The organism is Negadavirga shengliensis, assembly GCF_042652345.1.
Lineage (GTDB): Bacteria > Bacteroidota > Bacteroidia > Cytophagales > Cyclobacteriaceae > Negadavirga > Negadavirga shengliensis.
In genome coordinates, this window is record NZ_JBHSJJ010000007.1 from 82037 (window position 1) to 95052 (window position 13016).

12 protein-coding genes are annotated in these 13016 nt (G+C 42.6%); 7 read left to right on the forward strand and 5 right to left on the reverse strand.

Going from position 1 to position 13016, the window contains the following annotated elements; all coding sequences use genetic code 11:
- Positions 1 to 104: 104 nt before the first annotated feature.
- Complete coding sequence (locus ACFPFU_RS13450; RefSeq protein ID WP_377065282.1) at positions 105 to 1121, reverse strand: cation diffusion facilitator family transporter; 1017 nt, start codon at positions 1119 to 1121, stop codon at positions 105 to 107.
- Between the two features lie 280 nt (positions 1122 to 1401).
- Positions 1402 to 1587, reverse strand: coding sequence for a CsbD family protein (locus tag ACFPFU_RS13455; RefSeq protein ID WP_377065283.1), 186 nt, complete (start codon positions 1585 to 1587; stop codon positions 1402 to 1404).
- Between the two features lie 80 nt (positions 1588 to 1667).
- Between ACFPFU_RS13455 and ACFPFU_RS13460 the strand changes: the two genes are divergently transcribed.
- Entirely contained in the window at positions 1668 to 2732 is a 1065-nt protein-coding gene (locus ACFPFU_RS13460; protein ID WP_377065284.1) for an AI-2E family transporter, read from the forward strand.
- A gap of 3 nt (positions 2733 to 2735) precedes the next feature.
- On the forward strand, positions 2736 to 3650 hold the full coding sequence (locus ACFPFU_RS13465) for a tetratricopeptide repeat protein (protein ID WP_377065285.1): 915 nt from the start codon (positions 2736 to 2738) through the stop codon (positions 3648 to 3650).
- Here ACFPFU_RS13465 and ACFPFU_RS13470 read toward each other — a convergent pair whose 3' ends face one another.
- The 3 genes from ACFPFU_RS13470 to ACFPFU_RS13480 form a co-directional block, all read right to left on the reverse strand.
- Positions 3651 to 4886 (reverse strand): porin, encoded by a 1236-nt coding sequence (locus tag ACFPFU_RS13470; protein WP_377065286.1) that lies wholly within the window; start codon positions 4884 to 4886, stop codon positions 3651 to 3653.
- Positions 4887 to 5040: 154 nt separating this feature from the next.
- Positions 5041 to 7305 (reverse strand): aconitate hydratase, encoded by a 2265-nt coding sequence (locus ACFPFU_RS13475; protein WP_377065287.1) that lies wholly within the window; start codon positions 7303 to 7305, stop codon positions 5041 to 5043.
- A 157-nt stretch (positions 7306 to 7462) separates the two neighbouring features.
- A complete protein-coding gene (locus tag ACFPFU_RS13480) occupies positions 7463 to 8485 on the reverse strand; it encodes an aldehyde dehydrogenase family protein (protein ID WP_377065288.1) in 1023 nt (340 codons plus the stop codon).
- A gap of 236 nt (positions 8486 to 8721) precedes the next feature.
- Between ACFPFU_RS13480 and ACFPFU_RS13485 the strand changes: the two genes are divergently transcribed.
- The 5 genes from ACFPFU_RS13485 to cas6 all read left to right on the forward strand — a co-directional run bounded on the left by ACFPFU_RS13485 (position 8722) and on the right by cas6 (position 12991).
- Positions 8722 to 9069: a 4Fe-4S binding protein gene (locus tag ACFPFU_RS13485; protein WP_377065289.1), complete on the forward strand. Its 348-nt coding sequence runs from the start codon at positions 8722 to 8724 to the stop codon at positions 9067 to 9069.
- 171 nt (positions 9070 to 9240) lie between these two features.
- Positions 9241 to 9585: a DUF3276 family protein gene (locus ACFPFU_RS13490; protein ID WP_377065290.1), complete on the forward strand. Its 345-nt coding sequence runs from the start codon at positions 9241 to 9243 to the stop codon at positions 9583 to 9585.
- Between the two features lie 206 nt (positions 9586 to 9791).
- Positions 9792 to 10883 carry an AI-2E family transporter gene (locus tag ACFPFU_RS13495; protein ID WP_377065291.1) on the forward strand — a complete coding sequence of 364 codons (1092 nt, stop codon included), beginning with the start codon at positions 9792 to 9794 and terminating at the stop codon, positions 10881 to 10883.
- A 5-nt stretch (positions 10884 to 10888) separates the two neighbouring features.
- Positions 10889 to 11986, forward strand: a complete 1098-nt coding sequence (gene ychF, locus ACFPFU_RS13500; RefSeq protein ID WP_377065292.1) for a redox-regulated ATPase YchF — start codon at positions 10889 to 10891, stop codon at positions 11984 to 11986.
- A 111-nt stretch (positions 11987 to 12097) separates the two neighbouring features.
- Positions 12098 to 12991 carry a CRISPR-associated endoribonuclease Cas6 gene (gene cas6 / locus ACFPFU_RS13505; protein WP_377065293.1) on the forward strand — a complete coding sequence of 298 codons (894 nt, stop codon included), beginning with the start codon at positions 12098 to 12100 and terminating at the stop codon, positions 12989 to 12991.
- Positions 12992 to 13016 lie beyond the last annotated feature (25 nt).

The window sequence follows — 13016 nt, forward strand, 5'->3', positions numbered from 1 at the left end:
TAATGATGGATATCACTGAAAACACGATAATGTGTCAGATTCCGTGATGGGTTTCTCTAATCAGTGGTAAAGCTAATCATTTTATTACCAGGATATTAGACAGATCAGCTCTCCTGGTTGGATTCGGGAAGAAAGGTCAATTCATGATAATGCTTCTGGTTCTTTGACATATTCTCCGCGTTCCATCGGATCTTTTTGGACTTAGGGTATTTTCTTACCGGACAATCCCTGACCTGACAATAATGACAGCAGGATTCGGGAAGACATGGATCGGCATGTACAAATACCTCTGTATTGCCTGGCAGGTTTTCTTCCAAAACTTCCTCCACGCGATGCACCTCATCATGTACCTGTATCAAGTCAAAATAATAGGGCAGCGTCAAGTGCAAATCTATATGGCTATCCCCGCCATACTGCTGCACCCTCATGTTATGGATATCAATCCAATTTTCCTTCCTGCTATCATTCAAAACCTTCACTGTTGTGTTGATGGCTTCAGGGTTCGTTTCATCCATCAAACCGGCAACAGATCTACGCACCAAAAAATACCCATTGTAGATGATATAACCGGCAAACAAAATTGAAAAAACGCTATCCAAGAAAAACATACCGGTAAAATAAATGATACCGATCCCAAATATCAGCACAAAGCTACTGATGGCATCAGTAAATATATGTCTTCCGTCAGCTTCCAGGGTCAGGCTGTTTAACTCCCTGCCCTTTATTTGTAAAACGTAGCCCAGGACGCCGTTCACCACTCCTGAAAAACCAACCAACGCCATACCATAAGGCAGAAAAGCAAGTTGCTGGGGATATATTAATGAATAAACAGATTGATAAATAATAAAAATTCCTGCCAATATGATAAGGGTACCCTCAATACCCGCACTGAAGAATTCGATTTTCCCATGACCATACGGATGATTTTCATCTTTCGGAAGAGAACTCAGGTAAACACTATATAAAGCAAAACACGATGCTACCACATTCACAATGCTTTCCAAAGCATCTGTCAGTATAGCATTGGAACGTGTGATATAAAAAGAATAAAACTTGATTACCAACAAGATCAAACTTACGGTAACCGATATGATGATAAGACGCCTCTTTACTGAATCCACTAAACGACCTTTTTGGGTAACTATCCGTCAAAATTAAATTAATTTTATTTTAGGCACAATCTAAAAATAATATCTAATCAGGGAAAAGAAGGGGAGCTGACGGAGATACCATCTCCTATACACAAAACAGCTGAGAAGAAATAGGGACAATTGTGAGGCGATAAAACCCCAAAAAACAAAAATTATCTTAAAAGCAAGGTTACATGCCATCAAAATACATAAACATGATTGCTTCCTGCTTTTAAGATAACCCTTTTATCACCGTTAGTTTTCAAAGCTTTTACTCAAAAAGCATTCTTTTGAGTTCATCCTGAGCAACTCCGGTTCTTTTCTGAAGCCTTCCGAGCAATTGGTCTTCCTGTCCTTCTACATACATCAGGTCATCGTCCGTTAACTCCCCGTATTTGGCTTTTAGCTTACCTTTAAGCTCATTCCAGTTTCCTTTAAGTTTTAATTTAGTAGACATGGTTGTAATTAGTTTAAGTGAAAAATTTTATTATAATTTGTATAAAATTGTACAATAACTATTCCAAACTACTTTTTTTTATGAATGAAATCAAATTACCCGGGTACCTGAAAGCGCTTGTTGTTCTTTTATTGATCATTGTGATCATATTCATCCTAGTCATTGGGAGAGGGCTCTTGATTCCTCTGATGCTGGGAGGATATATTGCTATGTTGATGATCCCCGCATGCAATTGGATGGAAGAAAAAAAGATCCCAAGGGTATTGAGTGCCGTAATCGCCCTCCTGACTTCCATTGCGGCAATTGTTGGGATCGCTCTTTTGGTGATTCTCCAGATAAGGAATTTCGCGAGGGACTTGGATGATGTGAGTGAACGGCTGAACCGGTATCTGGCCGACATAGACGCATTTGCCACGGAAAAATTCGGTGCCGATCTGGGCATCAGCAACGGAATGGACAAAAGCCAGATCTTCCAAATTATCGAATCAAACAGTGAAACCTTATCCAACTTTCTGCTGAATACCGTAGGCTCTCTTACCGGGGTAGTCCTTGTTCCGGTATTTATTTTTTTCATGTTGATATACAGGGATCATTTGGGCAGTTTCATGGCCAAATTTTTCAGGGATAAGGACAACGGTTTGGTCAAAGCAAAAATCAGCGATCTAAGAAAAGTAGTACAGTATTACATCATCGGCATGTTTAAAGTCATGGCCATCCTGGCGGTACTTAATACCGCTGCCCTGTATATGATAGGCGTTAAGCATGCACTTTTTTTTGGCCTTTTTGCTGCTTTGCTTAACATCATTCCTTATCTGGGTCCTTTTCTTGGCGCCATTCTTCCCTTTATTTTTGCTTTTCTTACCATGGATGGGCTGATCTATCCGTTTTTGGTAGTAATTTGCTTTACCATTATTCAGTTGATAGAAAGCAATTTTCTGACGCCAAAAATCGTGGGCAGTAATGTCAATCTAAATGCTTTGATTACCTTTCTCGGCCTGTTGGTAGGGGGCGCCATTTGGGGAGTAATAGGGATGATCCTGGTAATTCCTACCCTGGCGATATTAAAAAGGATTTTTGAACTCAGAGACAGCACCAAACCCTTCTCTTTTTTGTTCGGAGAAGAGGATGAAATAGAAAATGACTAATTGATGCGCTACTCATTGTTTTTGCTATTATTGTTGCTTATTTCCTGCGATAGCCAGGAAAACAAAAAAGGAAGGTTTTTGCTGAAGGGCAATGACAAACTTCAGGAAGGGGATATCACCGGGGCTTTGAAATTTTATGATGAAGCCCTTCGCATCGACAACCGGTTTTACGATGCCTATTATAACCGCGGCCTGGCTAATTTAAAACTTTTGAATTATCCAAAAGCCATCGAAGACTTCAGCAAGACCATAGAAATCCACCCTGAACACCATGCTGCTTATCAGCAGAGGGCTATGGCTTACCTTGATTTTGGGGAGAATTATAAGGCGCTCGCGGATGCCGAACAACTCCTGCGTATCAAGCCCGAAAGCAGTGAGGCTTACTTTATCCAAGGACTTACCTACACGGAGCTGAAAAACTATCCGGAAGCCTTGGCTGCCTTTGAAAAAGGAGTCCACATGGACCCGGACAACCCGGAATGGTATATCAACCGGGCCACTGTACATTACTACCTGCAACAATACGACGACTCCTGGGATGATTTAAAAAAAGCCAAACAACTGGTCCCCTCCCACAGCTACATTTACAACATGGAATCGCTGGTCTACTTTGAGCAAAACCAGTATGAGGAAGCATTGAAGGCCATCGAAAAAGCCATATCATTAGATAGAGACCAACCTTATTATTACAACAACAGAGGACTTTATAAAATTTTCCTGGGGCAGTTGGAAGACGGGTTGGAAGACATCAATTATAGCCTCAAGCAAGATAACAAGAACTTATATGCCCTGAGAAATAAAGGATTATATCATTATTTCAAAGGGGATACGCAGCTGGCCAGAAAATACCTGGAAGATGTATTGGCGAAAAACCCGGATATTCCTTTGGCTGCTTTCTATATAGAGCAAATGGATTGACTAGATACCAAACTCTACCTGAAAAGCACCTGTCCAGTTGCTTTCCAGTCCCTGTATACTTGTGACCCCTTCCAGCCACCGGTAACCTAAGTTTGCCTGGACTTTTATTCTATGACCATTTAAGTATTTGGTGTATCCGAATAATAACTCGTCGATATGGTTTTCAAAAGCAGACATATCAGCAGTAGGAGAAATAAAAGCATACCGTATCGCCACTTCCGATTTCTGACTGATCATCTTACTTACCTGGTTATTCATCCCATGGCCCGTTAATGCATACCTGATCTCGCCTTGTTCATTTTGGGTAAACGGGTGATCTGCCGTCCTGTGCAAGTACTCGGACAGCACTGCCCAGCCTCTGTATTTAAAAACCGCATCTATGATAAGGCTGTTGAGGTCGGTTTCTTCATACAAGGGCAAGCCGACCTGCCCACCTGACCGGGTAGCCTTATGGTTTTGACTGTAGGTGAGGGCCAAAGAAAGCTTAGGGGTAAACTCAAATTCCAGATCACCTTCCGAATAGTCCCCGCTATTGATAAAACTACCAAAAGGGAGGTATTCCATTCTCCCGGTATAAGCAAAGCCTTCATTATTATTGTATGAATTCCTTCCCTGCCCCGTAGTAATAGCACCTTTCAAAGACAAAAGAGAATTTCCCATCAGAGGTTGGGTATAGTATCCAAAAAAACCGAAATCCCTATCTATGTTAAAAAAGGCGTTTGCCACAGAACGGTCGGCGAACTGCAAATTTCCTGAGCTCACTACCCGTTGGCGGTTGCCGGGAAGTTTTGACTGTCCGAAACCTACGTAGAAATTGCGGTTAAAGGTATAATAAATGATGGCATCCCGCAGCGGCTGGGCAGTATTCCCGAATTCCAGATCCATGTCCGCCCTGGAGAAGGCCATTTGGACATAATATTGCAACTTTGGACTTACCACAAACCCATCCAGTCTTAACCTCATCCTCCTTACCTTGAAATCATATTTGTCCACCGCGATGTTATCCCCTCTTACATTATTATATCCTGCACGGTTCTGGATCCTGAATCTTAAGTTCAATAAAAACAATGAGTCCTTTTTAATACCCAAACCTTCTTCCACGTCTATGAGCGGCCGTTCGTCGGATTCAACCTGTTGCGCCCGGCCCTCGGTACTGAAAAAAACAATGCCTGTAAAAAACAGAAAAAAAATAGTGACATGGATAGTGACATGATCTGTCTTCAAAACCTGACTCATATATTTCATTTTAATTTTTCAAAACTAATAATCCTACGCAAGCCATCAAAAAAAAGGCCATGGCGGGGAGCCATAACCTTTTTTATTTTATTCCAACGGTCAGGTGTCCCTGTAATCAGACATCTTCCCATTTTTGTCGGAGCATATTGCTACACTAGATCGCGTTTTCTTTCACTAAATTCAAAGCGGATCCTGCCTTGAACCAATTGATCTGGCCTTCATTATAGGTATGGTTTACCTTGATTTCATCTTTGCTGCCGTCACGGTGATTCAACACAACGGTCAACTGGCGGCCCGGGGCAAAAGATTGCAAACCCACGATATCAATGCTGTCATCTTCCTGGACCAAATTGTAATCAGCCGGATTATCAAAGGTCAGGGCAAGCATTCCCTGCTTCTTCAGGTTAGTTTCGTGGATCCGGGCAAAAGATTTTACCAAAATGGCCCTTACCCCCAAAAATCTGGGCTCCATAGCCGCATGTTCTCTGGAGGATCCTTCCCCGTAGTTTTCGTCTCCGACAACCACCGATCCGATATTATGCAATTTATACTGGCGCTGGACGGCAGGCACCTCTCCATACTCCCCGGTCAACTGGTTTTTCACTTTATTGGTCTCTTCATTGAAGTAATTGACCGCTCCGATCAACAGGTTGTTGGAGATATTATCCAGATGACCTCTGTATCTCAGCCACGGACCCGCCATGGATATATGGTCCGTTGTACATTTACCTTTGGCTTTAATCAACAATTTAAGTCCTGCTAAATCTGTTCCTTCCCAAGGCTGGAAAGGCTCTAGCAATTGCAGCCTTTCGGATTTTGGATCCACGATTACCTCTACTCCGGATCCATCCTCAGCGGGTGCCTGATAACCTGCATCCTCTACAGCAAACCCCTTAGAAGGCAGTTCCAAACCTGCGGGCTCATCCAGTTTCACTTCTTTTCCTTCCTCATTCACCAATACATCCCTCATGGGGTTGAAGGTAAGGTCTCCGGCGATGGCCAAAGCTGTTACCACTTCCGGAGATGCTACAAATGAATGCGTATTGGGATTCCCGTCAGCTCTTTTGGCAAAGTTCCTGTTGAAAGAGGTGATGATGGAGTTTCTCTCCTGCTTTTCGGCGCCATGTCTTGCCCATTGTCCGATACAAGGTCCACAGGCATTGGCCAAAACAACGCCTCCCATGTTTTCAAATATTCCCAAAAAGCCATCTCTATCCACCGTGTATCTCACCTGCTCAGAGCCTGGGGTGATGGTGTATTCGGATTTGGCCTTCAGTTTTTTATCCACTGCCTGCTGTGCCAAAGAGGCCGCTCTGGATATATCCTCGTAAGAAGAGTTGGTACATGATCCTATCAGGCCCACCTCGAGTTTTTGCGGCCAGCCATTTTCTTTAACCGCGGCGGCAAATTTTGAAATGGGCCATGCCAAATCCGGAGTAAAAGGGCCATTTATATGCGGCTCAAGTTCAGAAAGGTTGATTTCGATTACCTGATCAAAATACCTTTCGGGATGGGCATACACTTCGGCATCCCCGGTAAGGTGCTCTTTTATGCCGTTGGCAAGATCAGCGACCTCTGCCCTTCCGGTCCCTCTCAGATAAGCTTCGGACTTCTCATCATATCCAAAGATGGAAGTGGTCGCCCCGATTTCGGCGCCCATGTTACAAATGGTCCCTTTACCGGTAGCTGAAAGGGATTGGGCCCCTTCTCCAAAATATTCCACGATGCTCCCCGTACCGCCTTTTACGGTGAGAATACCTGCCACTTTCAGGATCACATCTTTTGCTGCAGTCCATCCGGAAAGTTTTCCTGTCAATTTCACGCCGATGAGTTTTGGAAACTTGAGTTCCCAGGGAAGGCCAGCCATCACATCACAGGCATCAGCCCCTCCTACTCCTATCGCCACCATTCCTAATCCGCCGGCATTCGGTGTGTGGGAATCCGTCCCGATCATCATTCCCCCTGGAAATGCATAATTTTCCAATACTACTTGATGGATGATGCCCGCGCCGGGTTTCCAGAAGCCCAGTCCATATTTGTTGGACACGGATGAAAGAAAATCATAGACTTCTCTGTTTTTGTCCTTTGCCTTTTCCAAATCTGTATCAGCCCCTACTTCAGCCTGAATCAAGTGATCACAGTGCACTGTGGAAGGAACGGCAACCTGTGCCCTGCCGGCCTGCATAAATTGAAGCAATGCCATCTGCGCGGTAGCATCCTGCATGGCCACCCGGTCAGGCTTAAAGTCCACATAAGAAACACCTCTTTCATAACCCCTTGACGCCTCCCCTTCAGAAAGATGTGCATAGAGAATTTTCTCTGTAAGGGTAAGTGGTTTTCCGACCACTTTTCTTGCGGCAGCTATACGGTTGGGAAACCCAGCGTATACTGACTTTATCATCTCTATATCAAATACCATCGGAAATGAATTATATTTATTGTTGTTTTAGAAGTTTCAATTGGCCGCAAAGATATAAAAATCATGCACATATCGCCTACAATGCCACTTTTATCTGCTTATTTATAAAGAATATAAAATACTTTTAGGGAAAAAGGGGGCTACGCATGACTATATTTCACTGGTATTTGCCAAGATCCAGAAGAAATTTCATCGTATCTACCCGGTCCGCATAATCAGCTACACCGGGACATTGGGCAGCTCCAAAAGGAATGCTGCCACTGAACCAGCCTTCTCTACTGACTATGCACTGGATTTTGTCTCTGTTCAAACGCAGATTGTCTTCCAGCCATTCCAGGTCGGGATAAATTTGATAATAGGCAACCGCAATCGGAGAAACGAGTTCTTCACTCTCTTTTAACAAAAGAAATCCATTGTCCAAATGGGGTTCTTTATTGACCAAATAGATGGATTTATTGTAATCGTAATTGTTATTGTATTTATGATGATCTACTTTGGTCCGGTAGTCTTCCATCGCCTGCAAGAACATACCCACGTGGGCCTTATCAGGAAAGAAAATTTTGGACACATTGCGGCAGCCCAACCCGTAATACTGAAAAACATCCTCTGCCAAAAGGCCCCAATCGCTTTTAATTTCCAGCCCATCAATTATGGCCACCGAAGTGCGGTTTTTTCTGATAATATGTGGGTATTTGCCGAAATAGTATTCAAAATAGCGGGCTGAGTTGTCACTCCCTGTGGCAATATAAGCATCCATCCCCGACAGTCTTTCATCAAAAAACACCTTGTCTCTAAAACCGGGCGCAATGGAAACCAAAAGATCCATTAGGAAAGGGATAAGCACAATATCGGTAGAACTTAATTTAACATGCGCTATGTGGCCAGCCATCAGCACGCACAATAAATCATGAAAGCCTACCCCGGGAATATTGCCTGCCATGATAATGCCTACATGCTTGGCTTTACTCAGCCCGGTATCGTACTGGTTCAACCAATTTTCCAGCTGCTCTTTGGAAAGATAATGGGCTATACCCTTCAAAGCCTTTTTGGATTGCTCTTCCCGGAACCAGGAATTGTTATTTTCTATTCTCACCAACAGGGGTTCCAAACTTTGCTTATCAATTCCATTTATTTCTTCCCCTAATGAGATGAAAGCTGAAAGCCTTTCTTCCAAGTTCATACTTATTGGATGGTTAGTCATTGCGTACGGTGATGCCATTAATTTAAGGGATACCTGACATCGCTTTCCCAATCTGCAAAGATAGGAAAAGGGAATAAAGGCGGGCAGCGCCAAGTGTTTAAATTTGTTTAGCATAACAAATAATGTATAAATATATTTCCATTGGCTTGTCATTTTCCTTGTGTGATTGTAATTTGGTTAGTAGTTTTGCGTCGAAACAAAAAAGAGGAGCAATAATGGCTATAATGATAACTGACGAATGCATCAACTGTGGTGCATGCGAACCTGAGTGCCCGAATACCGCCATTTACGAAGGAGGGATAGAATGGACATGGGGCGGCGGTACCAGCCTTAAAGAAGTTACGTTAGAAGATGGCACGGTAGTGGACGCTGACGAAAAGCAAGAACCATTATCAGATGAATTTTATTATATAGTTACCCAAAAATGTACGGAATGCACAGGCTTTCACGAAGAACCTCAGTGTGCCGCCGTGTGTCCGGTGGACTGTTGTGTGGATGATCCTGACCATAGGGAAAGCGAGGAAGAGCTGCTTTCGAAAAAGAAATTTCTCCATGGAGAATAACATTGCAACAGCAATATATGCCTTTCATATTCACAAAATTGTCTTTACAAACAATTAATTTGGATATTATCACAAAATCTGTAAAAAAAAAGCTCTGATCACTTGAATTTTATGGATGAAATGATTTAACTTGGCATAAAATTCATTTTTGATAACATAAAAGTTTGGACAGTGGAAGATAACAAAGATTACGACAGGGATGAGATTTTCTCCAAAAGGGTAAAGGCCGGAAAGAGGACCTATTTTTTTGACGTGAAATCTACCCGCTCTAATGATTATTACTTAACCATTACGGAGAGCAAAAGAAAAGTCAAGGATGACAACTTCTTTTATGAAAAACATAAGATTTTCTTGTACAAAGAGGATTTTGGAAAGTTTGTCGAAGCGCTTCAAGATGCGGTAGATCATGTTAAAAATGATTTGATGGCTGACTTTGATTTCACGCAATTTGATGTAGAACCGGAAACGTCAGAGACAAATCAGGACAAATTCGGAGAAGATCTAAAATGGGATTAATCCCTTTCTTTGAGACCCAATAAACACACGTTTATATTTATTGGGAGTTTTGCGCAACACTGGCTTTGTCATTCAATGCCGGGCATTTCACATGTAAAGAAACTGGGAACAGAAACGAACCTATGGAATCCGGTGCCCTTTAGCTTTAGCAAAAAGCCATCCGGAAACAATTCCCCAAAGGTTCGTTTTTTGTTATTTTTAGGATTATGCGAAAGGTAGTCATTACAGCGGTCATTTCGATTATACTCCTCCTTTTCATAGGTTGGTATTTCTCGAATATTTTTCTCTATTTCCTATTCTCGCTGGTCATCGCCGCTGCTTTGCGGCCAATGACCAACAGGATCAACAGCTTTTATATCATGGGAAGACATGTTCCCAGGGCTGTCGCCATATTGGTGTCATTTCTGTTTATCCTTCTGATAATCTTTTTGCTTATACTTCTATTCATCCCGCTTTTCAGGTCCCAATTGGAACTGTTACAGGACCTGGACATCAATTACCTATATGAACAGGTACAAAAACCCATTGGATATATTGAATCCATTCTGATCCAGTTTAATCTTACCGCCAATGACCCCGGGTATTTGATCGCTTTGGTAAGGGAAAATCTGATTTCAAGCTTGAACGAAATCGATGTTCAGGGATTCATCAACAGCATCATTTCTACTACCAGTTCCTTTTTCGTGAGTATCCTTGCAGTGGCATTCATCTCCTTTTTTCTTTTACTCGAAAACGGACTATTAAGAAGAAACATCATCAATTTCATCCCGAATAAATACTTTGAGCTGTCCGTGGCCACTTTTCATAAAGTGGAGAGGTTATTGTCCAATTACCTGATCGGCCTGCTTATTCAGATGACGGCCATATTCTCCATCGCCTCGATAGGTTTGACGATTGCCAATATCGACTATGCCATGAGCATTGCTGTATTCGCCGCAGTGGCCAATCTGATCCCTTATGCAGGTCCTATATTGGGAGCTACTTTCGGAATATTTGTGGGACTTTCAACGGGAAACTTCTCGGAAGCCAGCGAAATATACTTTTTCCTGTTTAAAATTCTCGCCGTATTTTCTGTTGTACAACTTTGTGACAACATATTTTTGCAGCCATTCATTTTCTCTAAATCTGTGAAAGCCCATCCACTTGAGATATTTGTTGTTATCTTTGCAGGAGCCAAAATAGCCGGTGTACTGGGAATGATTTTTGCCATTCCGGTCTATACGATTTTCAGGGTTTCGATTAAGGAGTTTTACAGAGGATATAAGGAATACAGAATATTTAAACTAGATAACATTTAACATTCATGGGATTAAAATGCGGGATTGTTGGGTTGCCCAACGTCGGAAAATCAACTTTATTCAACGCGCTTTCCAGCGCCAAAGCAGAGGCAGCCAATTTTCCTTTTTGCACCATAGAACCTAATATCGGGGTCGTCACCGTACCGGATCATCGGCTTAAGGTGTTGGAGGAGCTGGTCAATCCACAAAAGGTCATCCCAACGGTAATCGAGTTTGTAGATATTGCGGGACTGGTGAAAGGAGCCAGCAAAGGGGAAGGGCTTGGCAACAAGTTTCTTGCCAATATACGGGAGGTAGATGCGGTCATCCACGTGGTGCGCTGCTTTGATGATGACAATGTGGTTCATGTTGCAGGCAGTGTTGATCCTATATTTGATAAAGAGGTAATCGATTCCGAACTTCAATTCAAAGACCTTGAATCAATTGAAAAAAAGATACAGCGCATCGAAAAAATCGCCAAAAGCGGGGATGCCAAAGCAAAAAAAGAACTGGCAAGCCTGCTGAAGTTCAAGGAGGGGTTGCAATCAGGAAAAAATGCGAGGGCAGTGGAGATAGAGGACGAGGACATGGAAGCCGTTAAGGACCTCCATCTTCTCACCATCAAGCCCGTATTGTACGTTGCCAATGTGGATGAAGGCAGTATCCAGAAAGGCAATGCCTACGTGGAAAAGCTGAAGGAAGAAGTGGCCGAGGAGAATGCTGAAGTAGTCATTTTATGTGCCGCACTTGAGGCGCAGATTGCGGAGTTTGATGATGAAGAAGAAAAACAAATGTTCTTATCCGAATACGGGCTCGAGGAAAGCGGCCTGAACAGACTTATTTCGGCCGCATATAAACTGCTGAACCTGATCACATACTTCACGGCAGGCGTTCAGGAAGTGCGGGCCTGGACCATTCGCCGAGGGTGGAAAGCTCCTGCAGCCGCCGGGGTTATCCATTCGGATTTTGAAAGAGGTTTTATCAAGGCGGAAGTCATCAAATTACAGGACTATAAGCAGCATAAAACGGAGGCTGCTTGCAGAGAAAATGGAAAAATCGCAATTGAAGGCAAAGAATATGTAGTTCAAGATGGAGATATCATGCATTTTAGGTTCAATGTATAGATAAATCTGAAATATTATTATTAAGTTTGTTGCAACTTATTTATCCACTAAATAGTTTATTGTGTATAAAAGATGTATTAAATAATTGTTTAACTTTTCATTTTTAAAATCGTGAGAATTAGATTAATATTTTCCCTGAAAAACAAAGGTGCTTATTTACCCTTTCACCACCAGTACATCCTGGCACAATTCCTCAAAGGTCTGATTGTAAAAGGAGGACAGGAGGAGTTTTTTAACTACAATTACTTTAACTTCTCTGGTTTGAAAGGTCAAACCAAAGTGAGTAGAAGCGGTTTGCATTATTACTCCAGCTTAGTTACCCTTGTCGTGTCAGCTCCGGATGAAGCTTTCATTGACTATCTGCTTGAGCAAGTATTTAAAACGCCGAAAATTGAGTTAGGAAACCTTATTCTATCCCCTGAGTACACAGAAAAAGAAACAGAACCAAAACTGGAGACTTCCAACAAATTTGTCTGCATTTCTCCGTTGGTCCTGCTGACCCCTACCTTTGATGATGAGTCAGGAAAGCGGTTTATCAATCCGGACACTGACGAATTCTCGGACTTACTGTATGAATCCACCCTGACCCGCATGGAAAGATCGGGATGGTATTCTCAGGACCAAATGGAGTCCTTCTATAAGTTTCAGGTTGTCCCGGACATGAACTATGTAAATAAGCTCCGTGAGCAGCAAAAGAAATTCGCAAGAATTTACTCTGTCTACGACATGGATGTGAAGTACGAAGTAAGAGGTTATACCCTGCCTTTCACACTCTATGCCGCGGAAGAAGTCCAGGATTTTGTCTTTAAGTGCGGTTTGGGCGCCTTTACCCACAAAGGGTTTGGCATGTTGGACTTGGCCAATAACATGCCCAGCCAAAGAACAGAACCCTACAAATTCAAAAGAGAAGGGTTCATCCCCTATCGGTCCCAGACACACGAGCCCAGAAAAAATGACGAGAGGGCGACTGACGAACGGCCTGATGAAAGAGAAACTGAAGATTAAAAAAATACCCGAGTAATTTCGGGTA

Coding starts and splice junctions, on each gene's coding strand:
- ACFPFU_RS13470 (WP_377065286.1), bottom strand. CDS start 4,886: ATGAGTCAGGTTTTGAAGACAGATCATGTCACTATCCATGTCACTATT.
- ACFPFU_RS13465 (WP_377065285.1), top strand. CDS start 2,736: ATGCGCTACTCATTGTTTTTGCTATTATTGTTGCTTATTTCCTGCGAT.
- ACFPFU_RS13485 (WP_377065289.1), top strand. CDS start 8,722: ATGGCTATAATGATAACTGACGAATGCATCAACTGTGGTGCATGCGAA.
- ACFPFU_RS13480 (WP_377065288.1), bottom strand. CDS start 8,485: ATGAACTTGGAAGAAAGGCTTTCAGCTTTCATCTCATTAGGGGAAGAA.
- ACFPFU_RS13475 (WP_377065287.1), bottom strand. CDS start 7,305: ATGGTATTTGATATAGAGATGATAAAGTCAGTATACGCTGGGTTTCCC.
- ACFPFU_RS13460 (WP_377065284.1), top strand. CDS start 1,668: ATGAATGAAATCAAATTACCCGGGTACCTGAAAGCGCTTGTTGTTCTT.
- ACFPFU_RS13455 (WP_377065283.1), bottom strand. CDS start 1,587: ATGTCTACTAAATTAAAACTTAAAGGAAACTGGAATGAGCTTAAAGGT.
- ychF (WP_377065292.1), top strand. CDS start 10,889: ATGGGATTAAAATGCGGGATTGTTGGGTTGCCCAACGTCGGAAAATCA.
- ACFPFU_RS13495 (WP_377065291.1), top strand. CDS start 9,792: ATGCGAAAGGTAGTCATTACAGCGGTCATTTCGATTATACTCCTCCTT.